We start from the raw sequence: 17,036 nt of genomic DNA, 5'->3' as shown, positions 1-17,036 counted from the left end.
GGGAGAGATTACCGCACCAGGTGCCGTACTCCCAAACCGGTTACGGCCGGGCCCAGACAGGCCCGGCCGGGACCGATCAGTCCTCCGACGCCAGCGTGACTTCGAGGCCGCCGAGGAGCGCGGCGGCGATGTTGTAGAGGAAGGATCCGAGGGTCGCGAGCGCGGTGATGATCAGCACATCGGCGCACGCGAGCAGCGTGGTGAAACCCATCACCTTGCCGGTGTTGATGTAGTTCTCCACCCGGAACGGCTCGCCGGTCGGCGTACCGAGAACCTCGCGGACGGTCGAGTTGATGTTGTCGAACACACCGGCCGCGCCGATCGCGGACCAGATGATGAAGACCGCCACCCAGGTGACGATGCCGAACGCGATCGCCAGCAGGAACGCCGTCTTCATCACCGACCACGGGTCGATCCGGGACATCCGCAGCCGCGCCTTCCGCGTCTGCGGCCGACCCGACGACTTGGTGTCCTTCTCGGCAAGCCGGGTCTGTTTGGCCTCGGCCCGCTCGGCGCGCTCCGCCGACTTGTCCGGCTTCGCCGCCTTCACCGCGGCGGCCTTGTCCAGGACGGCCTGCCGCGCCGCGTTCATCCGGTCACCGAACGACTCGGTCTTGGCATCCGGCTGCTCACCGTACGCCGCCGCACCGTTCGACGCTGCCTCGCCCGGCACCGGTTCGGGGGCCCAGGGCTCCGGGCGGCCCGGCGTACTCGGTGCCGGCTGCTGCGGACGGACCGGAGCCGGTCCGGCACCCGGAGTACCCGGAGTACCCGGACGGGCTTGTGGACGGTACTCCGACGGCTGTTGACCGTTCGGAGCACCTGCTCGCTGCTGGCCGTTGGTGGCCGGGACGCCGTTGGCACGACCGTTGGAGGCCGGATTGCCCGGGGCAGCAGACGGCTTCCCACCCGGCGCGGTGCGCTGGGATTTGGAGCCGTCGGCCGCACCCTCAGGCCAGTTCGGCCTCGCGCGGTTGGTCATCAGTCACCCTCCTGGCCGGCTTCGTCGCTTTCGACGGTAGCCGCGCCGTCAACCTCCGTCGAACGTTCGTCACCATTCTGGACGCTCGCAGAGGGGGATTCGGTTGTCGATCCGTCCACATTCTGGGCACCTTCAGCGACAGTACCCTCGTCGGACCCTTCCGACTCCTCCTCGGCGACAGTCAGATCGGTGTTCCGGGCGATCGCGACCACGGCGTCGGACTCGCCGACCCCGGCGAACCGGACGCCCATCGTGTCCCGGCCCTTGACCGGCACGCTGTCCACCCGGCTGCGGACGACCTGGCCGCTCGCCTTGATCGCCAGCACCTGGTCCTCGTCGACCACGATGATCGCGCCGACCAGCGAGCCGCGCTCGTCGTTCAGCTTGACCGCCTTGATGCCGAGACCGCCACGACCCTGCTGGCGGTACTCCGAGATCTTCGACCGCTTGGCGTACCCGGCATCGGTCACGGTGAAGACGAACTGCGCGTCCTCCTCCGAACCGGCCCGGATCACCGACATCGACAGCAGCTCGTCGCCGGAGCGGAACTTCATGCCCGTCACTCCCGAGGTGGCCCGGCCCATCGGCCGCAGCTGCTCGTCGTTCGCGGTGAAGCGGATCGACTGGCCCTTGCGGGACACCAGCAGCAGGTCGTCCTCGGCGGTGGCCAGGTCGGCGCCGATCAGCTCGTCATCCTCCTCGCGGAAGTTGACCGCGATGATGCCGCTCTGCCGCGCCGAGTCGTAGTCGCGCAGCGCCGTCTTCTTGACCAGGCCCTTCTTGGTCGCGAGCACCAGGTAGTCGGACTGGTCGTAGTCGCGCAGCGTCAGCACCTGCGCGATCTCCTCGTCCGGCTGGAACGAGAGCAGGCCGGCCACATGCGAGCCCTTGGCGTCGCGCGCCGACTCGGGCAGCTGCCAAACCTTGGCCCGGTAGACCCGGCCCTTGGTGGTGAAGAACAACATCCAGTGGTGGTTCGTGGTCGCGAAGAAGTGGTTGATCTCGTCCTCGGCCCGAAGCGCGGCGCCGCGGACGCCCTTGCCGCCCCGGTTCTGCGTCCGGTACAGGTCGGTCTTGGTCCGCTTCGCGTAGCCGCCACGCGAGATGGTGACGACGACCTCCTCGTCCGGCACCAGGTCCTGCACCGACAGGTCGCCGTCGGCGGCGATGATCTCGGTACGCCGCTCGTCGCCGTACCGCTCGACGATCTCGGCGAGCTCGTCCTTGACGATCGTGCGCTGCCGCTCCGGGCTGGCCAGGATGTCCTCGAGGTCGGCGATGATCGCCTCGAGCTCCTGCAACCGCTCGATGATCTTCTGCCGCTCCAGGGCGGCCAGCCGGCGCAGCTGCATGTCCAGGATCGCCTGCGCCTGGATCTCGTCGATGTCGAGCAGCTGGATCAGGCCGGTACGGGCCTCCTCGACGTCGGGGCTGCGCCGGATCAGCGCGATCACCTCGTCGAGGGCGTCCAGCGCCTTCACGTACCCGCGGTAGATGTGCGCGTTCTTCTCGGCCTCGCGCAGGCGGAAGCGGGTACGCCGCTGGATGACCTCGATCTGGTGGTCGATCCAGTGCTTGATGAACAGGTCCACGCTCAGCGTCCGCGGTACGCCGTCGACGAGCGCGAGCATGTTGCAGCCGAAGGTGTCCTGCAGCGGCGTGTGCTTGTAGAGGTTGTTCAGTACGACGCGCGGTTGAGCGTCCCGCTTCAGTACGACGACGAGCCGCTGGCCGGTCCGGGACGAGCTGTCGTCGCGGATGTCGGCGATGCCGTTCATCTTGCCGGTGTTCACCAGCTCGGCGATCTTCAGCGCCAGGTTGTCCGGGTTGACCATGTACGGCAGCTGGGTGACGACCAGGCTGGTCCGGCCCTTGGCGTCCTCCTCGATGTCGACCACCGCACGCATCGTGACCGAGCCACGGCCGGTGCGGTACGCGTCGTCGATGCCCTTGTAGCCGACGATCAGCGCGCCGTTCGGGAAGTCCGGGCCCTTGATGTTCTGCAGGCAGGCGTCGAGCAGTTCCTCTCGGGTCGCGTCCGGGTGCTCCAGCGCCCAGTCGACCGCGGCCGCGACCTCGCGCAGGTTGTGCGGCGGGATGTTCGTCGCCATGCCGACCGCGATGCCGGACGAACCGTTGACCAGCAGGTTCGGGAAGCGGGCCGGCAGGATCACCGGCTCCTGGGACTTGCCGTCGTAGTTCGGCCGGAAGTCGACGGTGTCCTGGTCGATGTCGCGGACCATCTCCATCGCCAGCGGCGCCATCCGGCACTCGGTGTACCGCATCGCGGCCGCCGGGTCGTTACCGGGCGAGCCGAAGTTGCCCTGGCCCTGGATCAGCGGCGCCCGCATCACCCACGGCTGCGCCAGCCGGACCAGGGTGTCGTAGATCGCCGAGTCGCCGTGCGGGTGGTACTGACCCATGACGTCACCGACGACGCGGGAGCACTTGTTGAAACCACGGTCCGGCCGGTAGCCGCCGTCGTACATCGCGTAGAGGATGCGGCGGTGCACCGGCTTGAGGCCGTCGCGGACCTCGGGCAGCGCGCGGCCGACGATGACGGCCATCGCGTAGTCGAGGTACGACTGCTGCATCTCGGTCTGCAGGTCGAGCGGCTCGACCCGGTCGTGGCCCGGCGAGGTGGGGGTCTCGGTCATGAAAAAGTCCCGTTCAGAAGATCAGTACGTCGGTGAGCAGCTGCGAGATCAGATGTCGAGACGGTGCTAAATATCAAGAAAGCGGACGTCCTTGGCGTTGCGCTGGATGAAGCTGCGCCGCGCCTCGATGTCGTCGCCCATCAGTGTCTGGAACGTCTCGTCGGCGCGGATCGCGTCGTCGAGCGTGATCTGCAGCAGCACCCGGTTGGCCGGGTCCATCGTGGTGTCCCACAGCTCGTTCGCGTTCATCTCGCCCAGACCCTTGTAGCGCTGGATCGGGTTCTCCTTGGGCAGCTTCTTGCCCGCCTCGTAGCCGGCCTCGAGCAGTCCGTCGCGCTCCCGGTCGGTGTATGCGAGCTCGTCCGGCTGGTTGCTCCAGCGGATCTTGTACAGCGGCGGCTGCGCGGCGTACACGTGACCGCGCTCGATCAGCGGCCGCATGAACCGGAACAGCAGGGTGAGCAGCAGGGTCCGGATGTGCTGGCCGTCGACGTCGGCGTCGGCCATGATCACGATCTTGTGGTACCGGAGCTTCTCCTCGTCGAAGTCCTCGTGGATACCGGTGCCGAGCGCGGAGATGATCGCCAGTACCTCGTTGTTCTGCAGCACGCGGTCGATCCGGGCCTTCTCGACGTTCAGGATCTTGCCGCGGATCGGCAGGATGGCCTGGAACTTCGGGTCCCGGCCGCCCTTCGCGGAGCCACCCGCCGAGTCACCCTCGACGATGTAGACCTCGCACTCCTCCGGGTTGGTCGACTGGCAGTCGGCCAGCTTGCCGGGGAGGCCGCCGCCGCCGAGTAGACCCTTGCGGTTCCGGGCCAGGTCGCGGGCCTTGCGGGCCGCGATCCGGGCGCTCGCCGCGGCGCTCGCCTTGCGGATGATCTCGCGGCCCTCTGCCGGGTTCTGCTCGAACCAGGCGCCGAGCTTGTCGTTCACGACCCGCTGCACGAAGCCCTTGACCTCGGTGTTGCCGAGCTTGGTCTTGGTCTGGCCCTCGAACTGCGGCTCGGCCAGCTTGACCGAGATGATCGCGGTCAGGCCCTCGCGGATGTCGTCACCCGTGAGCCTGTCCTCCTTCTTCTTGATCATCCCCTGGTCCTCGCCGAACGAGTTGACCAGCGACGTGAGCGCGGCCCGGAAGCCTTCCTCGTGGGTGCCGCCCTCGTGGGTGTTGATCGCGTTCGCGAAGGTGTGCACGGACTCCTGGAACGATCCGCTCCACTGCAGCGCGACCTCGAGGCTCATCGTGTTCTCCGCGGTGGCCGCCTCGAACGAGATCACGTCGCGGTGCACGGTCTCGCGGATCCCGGTCAGGTACTTCACGTAGTCGACCAGGCCGTCGTCGTACCGGAAGGACTGCTCGAGCGGCTTGCCGTCCTCGTCGAAGTGGTCCGGACGCTCGTCCCGGATCACCAACTCGAGGCCCTTGTTCAGGAACGCGTACTCACGGAAGCGGGTCGCCAGCGTCTCGTAGGAGTACGTCGTGGTCTCGAAGACGTCCTCGCTGGCCCAGAACGTGATGGTCGTACCGTTCGAGACCGAGGTACCGATCTCGGCGAGGTCGGCATCCGGGACGCCGTTGGTGAAGGTCTGGGTGTACAGCTTGCCCTTCAGCTTGACGTCGACCTGGAGCTTGGTGGACAGCGCGTTGACCACGGAGACACCGACGCCGTGCAGACCGCCGGACACCTTGTACCCGCCGCCGCCGAACTTGCCGCCGGCGTGCAGCACGGTCAGCACGACGGTGACGGCCGGCTTGCCCTCGGACTCGACGATGTCGACCGGGATACCCCGGCCGTTGTCCTCGACCCGTACGCCGCCGTCGGCGAGCAGCGTCACCACGATGCGGTCGCCGAACCCGGCCATCGCCTCGTCGACCGCGTTGTCGACCACCTCGGTGACCAGATGGTGCAGACCGCGCTCACCGGTGGACCCGATGTACATACCCGGGCGCTTCCGGACCGCGTCCAGCCCTTCCAGGACCTGGATCGCACTGGCGTCGTACTCACGCTCGACGACGTTCGACGGGATCGCGTCGAGCATCGCGGGGAGTTCCTCGCTGGGTGCGGGGGTGCCGATGGGGTCGGCGGACTGGTTGGCGTCGATCTCGATCGGCTCGTCGGTCACCGGTGATTGTCCTCCTCGGACCCCGCGTTCGCGAGGCATCGCGGCACAGTAGAGCCGCCCTCTACGGTGATGGCAAAGGCGCGGCTCGCTCTACGCCGTCCATTCTACCCGTCGACCGAAGCAGAACCTGCCACCAGGCGCCTGAAACTCACCTCAGGGCGTCTTTTCTCCCTCGTCGCCATGTCCCCTCTCGCGGGTGGGGGGCCAGAAAGCGCTCACGGGCACTCAGTGGCCTTCGGGCGTTTCGCGACTGACGGTTCCCTCGATCACCGGTCCAGACCGCTGACCGGCGTCCGGGGCGGCTGTGGACGACAGGTGGGCGGCGCGCACCCACGGCCCCTTAGGATCGCAGCCGTGGAGAGTCTCGACGAGGTCATCGATGCGATGATCGCCGACCGGGTGATTCACCGGCACCGGCGAGTCTGGCTGCTGGTGATCGCCCTCCTCATCGCGGCGATCCTGGTGATCCTGGCGGCCGGCGGCTGGAAAGAGAAGAAGGGCCGCACGGTCCCGACCCTCGAGGCCCCGGCCACGGTCACCGCCGGCCGGTTCGAGTACACGTTCACCAAGGCGGAGATCGTCCGGAAGCCGAAGACGAAGTACAGCAAGGCCGAGGCCAGCCTGAAGGTCTACTTCACCGCAAAGAACATCGACTCCGAGGAACAGAAGAGCGACTCGGTGCAGGGCAACATGATCCGATTCGTGCCCGGCGGCGGCGCCGACCTGATCGAGTCCAATGGCGACTCCTGTAAGAGTGACCACCTGGGCTGGGTACTGGTCTACGGCCTGCCCCCAGAGGAGTGCAGCACCAAGTTCGACGTCGGCCCGAACTTCACCGCCGACGTCGTCGAAATCGGCGTACTGCAGGAGCACTACGAGAGTGACAACGCGGCCCTCGGTCTGGTCGACAAGCCCTACTGGCAGAGCCCGGACGCGGCTGCGGTCGTGCGGCTCAAGCCGACTGTCGTGATCGACGACGGGAAGAGCAAATGAAGCTGTACCGCCCCGCGACCATCCTGGTCGGCCTGCTGTTCGTGCTGCTCGCCGGGGTGGCTCGGCTGGCCGAGCCCGATGCGGTCTATGGCAACGACTCGAACCTGAAGGTCGTGCACGGCACCATCGGCCAGGTGCTGCCGTGGACGGGGAGCGGCTCGACGATCAAGGTGACCCGGATCAAATTCGCGCAGAAACTGCTCAGCGGCCGGGCGAGCAGCGATGACAAACCGATCGACACCAACGGCATCTTCATCGCCGTCGAGTGGGACTCGGTTCGCGGCGTCGCCGACCCGGAATCGTTCACCCCGACGCTGATGACCGATGGCGGCAGTGTGTACGCCGAGGTCAGCGACCCGTCCGAGGCCGGCATCAGCTTTCCGGACGCGGGCTTCGCGCGCACCGGCGCGGCGGTCTTCGAGGCCAACCCGGCCGACCTGAAGGGCCTCACCCTGCGGCTCAAGCCAACGATGTTCTTCACGGTGTACAACTCCGAGATCCGCGTCGATCTGGGGATCCCGACCGACTCGATCGCGCAGCAGATGATCGACAGCGCCGAGGAGCAGTACGTCGTGCAACCGGCCGTCACCCGGGTGGCGTCATGAACGTCCTCGCGAGCCGGGTGAGCCGGATGGTCATCCAGATCACGTTGCTCCTGGCGCTCCTCGGCGTCGGAACGTTCGTCCTGCTCCGCCCTTACCTGAGCGACGACGAGGGACTCTACAAGCAGGGCCGGATCGACCAGGTCGTCAGCGAGGGACCGGTCACGATCGCGAACGTCGAGTGGAAGCTCGACTCGCTGAAGGTCTACACCAAGATCCTGAACGGGGACGGCGAGCCGATCGAGCTCGACGGCCCGGCCGGCACCGTGGTCGTGCTGGCGACCATCACCGTGACACCGAAGCCTGGCCTCTACCTCAAGGACCACGGGTTCACGTGCGACGCTGTGTTGCGGGACGACAAGGGCAACACCTGGAAGGACCAGCAGGCGTACGGCTACCCGCTGCCGACGTACTGCGGTGACAGCGACCACCCGTTCACGATGGACAAGCCGGCCAAGATCGCGAAGATCTTCGTCGTGCCGCGGAGCGACGTACCGAACCTGGTCGGTCTGACCACCGAGGACTTCTACGTCCACAAGCGGGTGCTGATCACCCCCTGATCCGGGGTTCAGGCGTTCGCGGGAGCCGGCTCCGGCGTCGGCTTCTTGGCTCCGGCGATCGCGACGGCCTCGGTGCGCCGCTCGTTGCCGACCGAGATGCAAAGGTCGAACGCGGCCGCCAGCAGCGCGATCCGCAGCGGCTCGAACACCAGGTCCTGGATCGTGGTGGCGATCTCGTGGTTCATCAGCCCCCAGTGCTCGCCATGCAGGCCGATCAGCCGCTGCAGCGCGACGAACGCCCAGTCCTGCCCGAGAAGCCAGAACGTGTAGACCAGGCAGACCACGCCGAGGAAGACCGGGCCGACCCGGATCAGCAGCCGGAACGCGTTGATCGCCGGGTAGAACTTCTCCCGTAGACCGCCAAGCAGCAGGTCCGGCGCCTTGTACGTCAGACCGATCAACCGGCCGCGCTGCGGCTCCTCCTGCTGCTCCGACTGCGCACCGAGCCGGCGCTCCAGCCGGGTACCGCGGAAGACTCCACCGCTCGACAGTACCCGGTGACCGAAGACCACCGTGGTGATCGCGAGCCACGTCAGCGGCTCGGCGACGCCCAGCTTGAACAGCGGCCAGAGGGTCTCCCAGAAGAAGCCCCAGAGGAACTCGATGCCGGCCGGGATCGGGATGTGGATTTTCTCGAAGAAGCCCTTGAGGCCGTCCCACCAGTCCAGCGACCAGTACCAGAAGCTCCGGTCCTTGACCCAGTTCTTGCCGTCCGCGATCGCGAACGGCGTGATCACGAAGGTGAGCAGCACGAAGAACGCCTCGGCCCAGACCTGGGCGAACTTCACCGGGCGGCTCGGCCAGCGGTCGTCGACGCTCTGCAGGACCCGGCGGAGCACCAGCAGGATGATCAGCGCGGGCAGGTACCCGTGCCAGTTGTGGTTGCCGAGCGTGAAGAACGAGGACTGCGTACCGACCTGGATCATGTACGTCGCGCTCAGCTGGCTGACCTGCTGGTCGAAGAAGCCCCACGCCGACCAGACCGCGACCAGCGGCAGCAGCGTGACCGCCAGCAGCTCCAGCAGCCCGCGCTGCGTCGGGTCCGAGGTTTCCTCGGCGTCGCTGCTCGCCGCGTCCCGCCAGCGGTACAGCGACATCGCGCAGGTCCGGATCATGCCGACGGACGCGGTGATCTGAAGCAGTACGCCGACCGCGAACAGCCCGGTACCGAGACTGGAATGCCGGTGTTGCGCCAGCCAGATCGCGCCCTGCGAACACACCGTGAAGCCGACGAAACCCGCGGCCCACCAGACGGTCATGGGCAGCAGGTTCTTCCACCAGAGCCGGAACGTATCCCCGATCAGGTGGACCATCTCGCGAAAACCGTCAACGAGCGTGCGCATCGCGCCTGATCCTAGGGGAGGCGTGGGTCCTACCAGCAACCCAGGCCGTTATCCGTAGGTGTCGCGGGGGCCGCGGCCGCCGCGGACTGTGCGGGTGCCTTTTCGCCAGGTGTAGGTGTTGGGGCCGAGGACCTTGACCTGGGTGACGGTCCCTTCGCCGAGTTCGGCGTTCAGGCGGAAGAGGAGTTGGGGGACCAGGAGGTCGAGCTGGACCTTCCAGGCGGTGGACGACGTACGGACGGTGAGCACGGTGTCGTCGTACGACTCCGGTTTGCAGTGTTCGGCCATCTCGGGGCCGACGATGGTCTGCCAGCGGGCCATCACGCCGTGGACCGCGACGTCGACCTCCCAGCCCTGGTCGCGCATCAGGCGGCCGAGGGTGTTCGTCAGGCGCTGGGGATCGCGGTCGTCGGGGCGGGCGCTGCTGATCTGGGCGCCGCCGATCCGCGGCCGGCGGCGGCGTTTGACCGGCTTGAAGCCGCCCTTCGCCGCCTGTTGCTTGAGCCTGCCCGCCAGCGACTTGGCCAGATCCAGGCCCTGCTTGTCGTGCTCTTCCTCGGTCGCTGCGTCGTTCTCGGGGACGCTCTCGGAGGAATCCGGGGGTTCAGACACGCTGAACGACCCCTTCACCCACCTCGAAGCGTGCGCCGCTGAGCTCAGCGGGCACGTCAGCACCGACCGCCGCGGTCACCAGCACCTGCTCGGCCGGCGCGACCAGCTCGGCCAGCCGGTCCCGGCGCTGCGAGTCCAGCTCGGCGAACACGTCGTCGAGGATCAGCACCGGTTCACCTCCGTCCGCGCGGAGCAGTTCGTACGACGCCAGTCGCAGCGCGAGCGCGAACGACCAGGACTCACCGTGACTCGCGTACCCCTTCGCCGGCAAGTCGCCGAGCCCGAGTACGACGTCGTCGCGGTGCGGCCCCACCAGCGACACCCCGCGCTCCAGCTCGTCCAGGCGCTTCTCCTGGACGGCCGCGAGCAGTACGTCCTCGAGCTGCTCGCGGGACACCACCCCTGGCTCGAGCAGCACCGACGACTTGTACTCCAGCCGCGCATCACCCTTGCCGCGGGCAACAGCGTCGTACGAGCTGGAGACCAACGGGCGCAGGGCTTCCAGCAGCTCGAGCCGAGTGGCAAGCAGCTCGGCGCCGGAGCGGGCGAGGTGTGAGTCCCAGACCTCGAGCGTGCGCAACTGCCCCTCGGCGGCACTCGTCCGGTTCTGCCGGCGGGCCTGCGAGGCGCTCCGCAGCAACGAGTTCCGTTGCTTGAGCACCCGGTCGTAGTCCTGCCGTACGCCGGCCATCCGCGGCGCGCGCAGCGTCAGCAGCTCGTCGAGGAACCGGCGCCGCTCGGACGGATCGCCCTTCACCAGCGCCAGATCCTCCGGCGCGAACAGCACGGTCCGCAGCAGCCCGAGCACCTCCCGCGGCCGCGGGACCGGCGAGCGGTTGATCCGGGCCCGGTTCGCCTTGCCCGGGTTGATCTCCAGCTCGACGACCACGTCCCGGTCGTACTGGCTGCGGATCTCGGTCCGCACGATCGCCCGAGTGGCGCCCGCCCGCACCAGCGGCGCGTCGTTCGCCACCCGGTGCGAGCCGAGGGTCGCGGTGTAGTGGATCGCCTCGACCAGGTTGGTCTTGCCGTGGCCGTTCGGCCCGACGAAGGCCGTCACGCCCGGATCGAGCTGGACCTCCGCCTGCGGGTAGGACCGGAAGTCGAGCAGACCCAGGGCGGTGACGTACACCTCAGTGCTTGGGTGGAGTGGCGTACGACGGGTCGGCGGCCTCGGCGCCCTTCACCGCATGACCGCCGAACTGGTTCCGCATCGCGGCGATCGCCTTCATCGCCGGCGAGTCGTCCTGCCGGGACGCGAACCGGGCGAACAGCGCCGCGGAGATCGCCGGCACCGGTACGGCGAGGTCGATCGCGGCCTCGACGGTCCAGCGGCCCTCACCGGAGTCGTCGGCGTACCCGCGGATCTTCTCCAGGTGGTGGTCTTCGTCGAGTGCGTTCACCAGCAGGTCGAGCAGCCAGGACCGGATCACGGTGCCCTCGCGCCAGGACTGGAACGCCTCCGGCACGCTCTCCACGATGTCCGAGACCTCGAGCAGCTCGTAGCCCTCGGCGTACGCCTGCATGATGCCGTACTCGATGCCGTTGTGGACCATCTTCGAGAAGTGCCCGGCGCCGACCTTGCCGGCGTGCACGAAGCCGAACTCGCCCTCGGGCTTCAACGCCTCGAAGATCGGCATCACCACGTCGACGGTGTCCTTGGCGCCGCCGCACATCAGCGCATAGCCGTTCTCCAGGCCCCAGACGCCGCCGGAGACGCCGCAGTCGACGAAGCGGATGTCCTTCTCGGCCAACTGGGCGGCACGGCGGGTGTCGTCGGTCCAGCGGCTGTTGCCGCCGTCGATGACGATGTCACCGGGGGAGAGCAGCTCGGCCAGCTCCGTGACGACCGGGTCGATGGCCTGCACCGGCACCATCACCCAGACGACCTTCGGCTGATCGGTGGCGGTCAGCTTGCCGACCATGTCGGCAAGGTCCTTGGAGTCGGAGATCTCCTGGTTGTTGTCGAATCCGACCACGGTATGGCCCGCGTTGCGGATCCGCTGGCGCATGTTGCCGCCCATCTTGCCGAGACCGACAAGGCCGAGCTCCATCTGAATCCCCTTGTTCTGTTGGCTTTTCAGCTGTTCAGGCGGACCGGCATCAGCACGTACCGGAACTCACTGATCGGTTCGCCGTCGAAGTCCCGCACACCGGTCAGTTCGGCCGGCTTCGTCGCCTGCGTGAACGCCAGATGCGCGACCGGCGTACCGATCGCACCGAGACCGTCCAGCAGGTACGTCGGATTGAAGCCTACGGTCACCGGGTCGCCGACCACCCGTGCCTCCAGCGACTCCGACGCCTGCGCCTCGTCGCCACTGCCGGCGTCCAGCGTCACGCTGTCCTCCTCGAAGGTCAGCCGGACCGGGGCGTTCCGCTCGGCGACCAGAGCGACCCGCTTGACCGCCTCGACCAGGGACGCGGTGTCGATCCGCACCCGGGTCGCGATCGAGGCGTCGTTCGGGATGATGCCGCGGACCTTCGGGAACTCGCCGTCCAGCAGTCGCGTGGTGGCGCGGCGGTTGCCGCCGGACACCTGGCCCTCGAAGCCGACGATGCCGTCGCCGGTGCCGGGAGCGGCCAGCGAGACGGTCACGTCGGAGCCGGTCATCGCCTTGGCGGTCTCGGACAGTACGCGGGCCGGGACCAACGCGGCCGCGGACGCGTCGGGGGATTCCGGGTTCCACTCGAGCTCGCGGATCGCCAGCCGGTAGCGGTCGGTGGCGAGCAGGGAGATCGTCGAGCCCTCGATCTCGACCCGGACACCGGTCAGCACCGGCAACGTGTCCTCGCGCCCAGCGGCCGTGACGACCTGTGAGACGGCCTGGGCGAAGACGTCGGCCTTCACCGTGCCGCTGGCCGCCGGAAGCGTCGGCAGGGCCGGATATTCCTCTGTGGGAAGCGTCTGGAGCGTGAAGCGCGAACTGCCGCAGGTGACTTGGACCTTCGCGCCGTCTACTGCGATGTCCACGGGCTGGTTCGGAAGACTCTTGGAGATGTCGGCGACGAGCCGGCCGGAGATCAGGCACTTGCCGGGATCCGCCACCTGTGCGGGCACCGTCACCCGGACGGAGGTCTCGTAGTCGAAGCCGGACAGAGTGATCTGCCCGTCCTCGGCCTCGACCAGAAGGCCGGCAAGGATCGGGACGCTGGGTCGACTGGGCAAGCTGCGCGCGGCCCAGGCCACCGATTCGGCCAGTACGTCGCGCTCGACGCGAAACTTCACCGCTGGGTGCCTCCTGTTTCGGCTGTGTGCCAGGCAGATCCTGCCACGGACAAGTGTGCTGTGCGCCATTCGGGCCAGACGTGGCGCTTCGGGCGGGTCGCGTCGGCGTCGTACCGGTCGTGCTGCTGGTGCCTTCGGGAACAGCCTGACAGGTCCCGCAAGCCGGCGCGAGATCGGGGTTTTCCCCAGATCGGGCCGCTCGATCGTTTTGTGGCCTTCGAGCTCTCTATAGATTCCATAGTGTTCTTAGCACCGGTGGATAGTGTGGAAAAGCGGCGAGTTCGCAGGTCAGACCACGAATTGCCATGTGGACGCCGTGTGGACAGTCCTCGCTTTGGTTGGGGACAGCCGTGGACGAAGAATTCTGTCCCCACAGCCAATCCACAGGATCGACCGACCTTTCCACGGCGATACCCACAGTTTTCCACAGCTGTGTCCCCAGCCTGTGTGGTGCCGCTACTGCTGCTTCGCCTGGTGTTTGATGCGGTTCGTCAGCTCGGTCACCTGGTTGAAAACGCTGCGTCGCTCGGACATCAGCTGCCGGATCTTCCGCTCCGCGTGCATCACGGTCGTGTGGTCGCGGCCGCCGAACTGCTGACCGATCTTCGGCAGCGAGAGATCCGTCAGCTCGCGGCACAGGTACATCGCGATCTGGCGGGCCGTCACGAGGACGCGGCTGCGGCTCGAACCGCACAGGTCGTCGATCGAGAGCCCGAAGTACGACGCCGTCTGGCCCATGATCATGCTGGCCGTCACCTCGGGCTTGCTGCCTTCGGGGATCAGGTCCTTGAGCACGATCTCGGCGAGGCTCAGGTCGACCGGCTGCCGGTTCAGGCTGGCGAACGCGGTGACGCGGATCAGCGCACCTTCGAGTTCACGGATGTTGGTCTGCACCTTGGACGCGATGAACTCCAGCACCTCCGGCGGCGCGGTCAGCCGCTCGGTGGCCGCCTTCTTCCGGAGGATGGCGATCCGGGTCTCCAGGTCCGGCGGCTGGATGTCGGTGATCAGACCCCACTCGAACCGGTTCCGCAGCCGATCCTCCAGGGCCTCCAGGCGTTTCGGTGCCCGGTCGGAGCTGATCACGATCTGCTTGTTCGCGTTGTGCAGCGTGTTGAAGGTGTGGAAGAACTCTTCCTGGGTCTGGATCTTGCCTTCCAGGAACTGGATGTCGTCGATCAGCAGTACGTCGACATCGCGGTACCGGCGCTGGAACTGGGACGCCTTGTCGTCGCGGATCGCGTTGATGAAGTCGTTGGTGAACTCTTCGCTGGAGACGTACCGCACGCGGGGCCCCCGGTGTAGAGGCTGCGGACGTAGTGGCCGATCGCGTGCAGGAGATGGGTCTTGCCCAGACCGGAGTCGCCGTAGATCAGTTGCGGGTTGTACGCCTTGCCCGGTGCCTCGGCGACCGCGACGGCGGCCGCGTGCGCGAACCGGTTCGAGCTGCCGATGACGAAGGTCTCGAAGGTGTACTTCGGGTTCAGGCGTGCCTCGCCCTGCGCCTCCGTGGCCGGCTGGCTGGAACCGTTCGGCGGCGGAGCGACCGAGCCCAGCGGCTGGCCGAACGGGTTCTGCTGTTGTTGGGCCTGCTGCTGGTAGTGCTGCTGCGCGGGCGGTTGGTTGTAGTGCGGGCTGTTGTCCGGATCGGTCAGCGCGGACTGGATGGTCGGCTGGTACGCGCCGTCGGTGCGGAGTGGCTCGCGTATGGCAGGGGGTTGCTGTACGGGCTGCTGGGCCGGCTGTTGCGTGTACTGCTGCTGCGGGGCCTGCGGTTGTTGCAGGGGGTTCTGTTGCAGCGTGTGCTGGGGCTGCTGGTGTTGCGGCTGCTGGTGTTGGGGGGCCTGCTGCTCGGGGTCCAGGGACGGGTCGACGGTGACGGCGATCCGGATGTCGCGGCCGAAGCTCTCGGTGAGAATCCGCTCGAGGTCCGGTCGGAGGCGGGTCTCTAACTGGCCGCGGGTGAAGTCGTCGGGGACCGCGACGATCGCCGTGCTCTCGTGGAGGGTGACCGGGCGCGAGTTGGTCAGCCAGGCACGCTGGTTCGGCGGCAGGCCGGCGAGTACGCGGGCCCAGGCTTCACCTAGGTCTGTGACTGCTGGCGCGACCTCGGTGACACGCGGCTGATGCAGCTGCGGCTGCTGCTGCTGCAGGTGCTGCTGCGGAGTCGGCTGCTGAGCCATCTGTTGCTGAGCGCCGGGATGCTGCACCTGCTGCTGCATCTGTTGCTGAGTGGCAGGTTGCTGGACCTGTTGCTGCATCTGCTGCGTCATCTGCTGCTGAGCAGGCGGTTGCTGTGCCTGGTGAGCGTGCTGCTGCACGACGGGCTGCTGCGCAGGAGGTTGCTGTGCCTGTTGGGCGCGCGGCTGCACGACGGGCTGCTGCTCAGCTTGCTGCTGCGTGGTGGGCTGGGTCTGCTGCGGGTGTGTCGCGGGCTCATGTGCGGCCTGTTGCAGCGGCTGCTGGTGCGGTTGCTGGGTCTGCTGGTGTGGCTGCTGTGCGACTTGCTGCTGCTCCGGGGCCTGCTGCCCGTGGGCGTGCTGCTCCGGGGCGTGCTGCTCCGGGACCTGGTGCTCGGGAACCTGCTGCTCCGGGACCTGCTGCTCGGGAACCTGCTGCACGTGGGTCTGCTGGTCCGGGGCCTGCTGCCCGGGGATCTGCTGCTGTGGGATGTGGCCCTGGTGGTGCAGCTGGTGCTGCTCAGGTGGGGGCTGGTGGGAGACCGGCTGTGGGGCCGGTTGTTGTCGAGCAGGCTGGTGTGGAGCGTGCTGGTGGGACTGCGGGTCCAGCGTGGTGTGCTCCTCCGGCGGTTGCTGCTGGAGGTTGGGCTGGTGCTCGTGCTGGGCCTGCTCGTGCGCCTGGTGCGTCGCGTGCTGCTCGGTCGGCTGCGGATTGACCTGGTGCTGCGGTTGCTGCTGGCCGACCTGCTGCTGCCCGATCTGCTGCTGGTCGACCGGGTGCTGGTCGACGGCGACGGGGTGCTGGTCGGACGGCGGCTGTCCAGGTGTGGCGTGTTCTGGAGCCTCGGTCCGGTCGGCAGCGGGCTGGGGCTGCGGGGGGTTGTCGTCGGATGACCACTGGTTGGTGGATACGTTGTCCACACGTGCCTCGCCCTCGTTCGGTGCCGAGCCAGCTGCATTGACGCTGCCGGTACCCCAATCCGCCGTTCCCCAGGCAGTGCCCGGGTCGGGGTGGCGGTAGTTGCCGACGGCTGGGGCCGCGCCGAAGTACGTCGTACCTGCGGTGGGCATGGGTGGGCCGGCCGGGAGATCGGTGGCCGCACGTTCGAGCTCGGACCGGTAGCCGTACGGCGCCGGTGGCGGCGCGGGACGGTACCCGAAGGCCGACGGCTCGGGCATCGGGATCGGGAGCGACGGGCTCAGGTAGTCACCAGGATCCATCCGCGGCCCAGGCTCCGGCAGCGTGATCGGCAGGGTCTCGGCCTGCGGCATCGAGTCGGTACGGCGCCGCGTTTCCGCTCGAGGCGCGGGCTCCGGACGAGGCGCGGGCTCCGGACGGGGTGTGGGCTCCGCTCGAGGTGCCGGCTCCGTACGGAGCGTCGGCTCTGTACGAGGTGCGGGCTCCGCTCGGGGTGTGGGCTCTGTACGGAGTGTCGGCTCCGGTCGGGGTGCTGGCTCTGTGCGGGGTGTCGGCTCGCTGCGGGGTAGGGCTTCGGTGCGCGGCCGGGGCTCCGGAGCGGGCGGGACCTCGGTACGGAAGTTCGCTTCGGGTTCGGGACGGATGTCGGCGTCGGGCTCGGGCCGCAGATCCTGCCGGCGGGCGGCGTGGTAATCCGTCCGGTACTCGCTTGCCGTGAATTCCGCCGGTGTGAATTCCGCACTGGCGGAATGGTCCTCGACCACGCGTTGCTCCCCGAATCCATCGCTGCGGTGGCCGGCGCGATCCGGAGGAATCCGGGCTGCGCGACCGTTCG

At 67.9% G+C, this 17,036-nt stretch carries 12 protein-coding genes and 1 pseudogene; 4 read left to right on the top strand and 9 right to left on the bottom strand.

What is annotated here, in order from left to right; genetic code table 11:
- Nucleotides 1-76: 76 nt before the first annotated feature.
- From JOF29_RS43485 to gyrB, 3 genes are all read right to left on the bottom strand, one after another.
- Nucleotides 77-982, bottom strand: a complete 906-nt coding sequence (locus tag JOF29_RS43485; protein ID WP_245359405.1) for a DUF3566 domain-containing protein — start codon at nucleotides 980-982, stop codon at nucleotides 77-79.
- Nucleotides 982-3,639: a DNA gyrase subunit A gene (gene gyrA, locus JOF29_RS24085; RefSeq protein ID WP_209696737.1), complete on the bottom strand. Its 2,658-nt coding sequence runs from the start codon at nucleotides 3,637-3,639 to the stop codon at nucleotides 982-984. Before gyrA ends, JOF29_RS43485 begins: the two co-directional genes overlap by 1 nt.
- Before the next feature lie 66 nt (nucleotides 3,640-3,705).
- A complete protein-coding gene (gyrB, locus tag JOF29_RS24080) occupies nucleotides 3,706-5,766 on the bottom strand; it encodes a DNA topoisomerase (ATP-hydrolyzing) subunit B (RefSeq protein WP_372446347.1) in 2,061 nt (686 codons plus the stop codon).
- 354 nt (nucleotides 5,767-6,120) lie between these two features.
- Between gyrB and JOF29_RS24075 the strand changes: the two genes are divergently transcribed.
- From JOF29_RS24075 to JOF29_RS24065, 3 genes are read left to right on the top strand one after another with little or no spacing between them, the layout of a single operon-like run.
- Nucleotides 6,121-6,759, top strand: coding sequence for a Brix domain-containing protein (locus JOF29_RS24075; protein ID WP_209696736.1), 639 nt, complete (start codon nucleotides 6,121-6,123; stop codon nucleotides 6,757-6,759).
- Nucleotides 6,756-7,364, top strand: a complete 609-nt coding sequence (locus tag JOF29_RS24070) for a hypothetical protein (RefSeq protein ID WP_209696735.1) — start codon at nucleotides 6,756-6,758, stop codon at nucleotides 7,362-7,364. Before JOF29_RS24075 ends, JOF29_RS24070 begins: the two co-directional genes overlap by 4 nt.
- Nucleotides 7,361-7,921 (top strand): hypothetical protein, encoded by a 561-nt coding sequence (locus JOF29_RS24065; RefSeq protein WP_209696734.1) that lies wholly within the window; start codon nucleotides 7,361-7,363, stop codon nucleotides 7,919-7,921. The genes JOF29_RS24070 and JOF29_RS24065 overlap by 4 nt, the downstream gene beginning before the upstream one ends.
- Before the next feature lie 8 nt (nucleotides 7,922-7,929).
- Here the strand turns inward: JOF29_RS24065 and JOF29_RS24060 are convergent, their stop codons facing one another.
- The 6 genes and pseudogenes from JOF29_RS24060 to dnaA all read right to left on the bottom strand — a co-directional run.
- Nucleotides 7,930-9,264: a hypothetical protein gene (locus tag JOF29_RS24060; RefSeq protein ID WP_209696733.1), complete on the bottom strand. Its 1,335-nt coding sequence runs from the start codon at nucleotides 9,262-9,264 to the stop codon at nucleotides 7,930-7,932.
- Nucleotides 9,265-9,312: 48 nt separating this feature from the next.
- Entirely contained in the window at nucleotides 9,313-9,876 is a 564-nt protein-coding gene (locus JOF29_RS24055) for a DciA family protein (RefSeq protein ID WP_209696732.1), read from the bottom strand.
- Nucleotides 9,869-11,008: a DNA replication/repair protein RecF gene (gene recF, locus JOF29_RS24050; RefSeq protein WP_209696731.1), complete on the bottom strand. Its 1,140-nt coding sequence runs from the start codon at nucleotides 11,006-11,008 to the stop codon at nucleotides 9,869-9,871. Before recF ends, JOF29_RS24055 begins: the two co-directional genes overlap by 8 nt.
- A 1-nt stretch (nucleotide 11,009) precedes the next feature.
- Complete coding sequence (gene gnd / locus JOF29_RS24045) at nucleotides 11,010-11,930, bottom strand: phosphogluconate dehydrogenase (NAD(+)-dependent, decarboxylating) (protein WP_209696730.1); 921 nt, start codon at nucleotides 11,928-11,930, stop codon at nucleotides 11,010-11,012.
- A 26-nt stretch (nucleotides 11,931-11,956) separates the two neighbouring features.
- On the bottom strand, nucleotides 11,957-13,102 hold the full coding sequence (gene dnaN / locus JOF29_RS24040) for a DNA polymerase III subunit beta (protein ID WP_209696729.1): 1,146 nt from the start codon (nucleotides 13,100-13,102) through the stop codon (nucleotides 11,957-11,959).
- A 456-nt stretch (nucleotides 13,103-13,558) separates the two neighbouring features.
- Nucleotides 13,559-14,592: pseudogene (dnaA, locus tag JOF29_RS46045) on the bottom strand (chromosomal replication initiator protein DnaA); the annotation flags it as partial.
- Nucleotides 14,593-15,228: 636 nt separating this feature from the next.
- On the opposite strand from dnaA, the gene JOF29_RS24030 reads away from it, so the two are divergent.
- On the top strand, nucleotides 15,229-16,176 hold the full coding sequence (locus JOF29_RS24030) for a hypothetical protein (RefSeq protein ID WP_209696728.1): 948 nt from the start codon (nucleotides 15,229-15,231) through the stop codon (nucleotides 16,174-16,176).
- Nucleotides 16,177-17,036: the final 860 nt, after the last annotated feature.

Origin of the sequence: Kribbella aluminosa, assembly GCF_017876295.1 — a bacterium.
GTDB lineage: Bacteria > Actinomycetota > Actinomycetes > Propionibacteriales > Kribbellaceae > Kribbella > Kribbella aluminosa.
The sequence above is the reverse complement of the archived record's forward strand: the minus strand, read 5'-3'. Positions and strand labels throughout refer to the sequence as shown.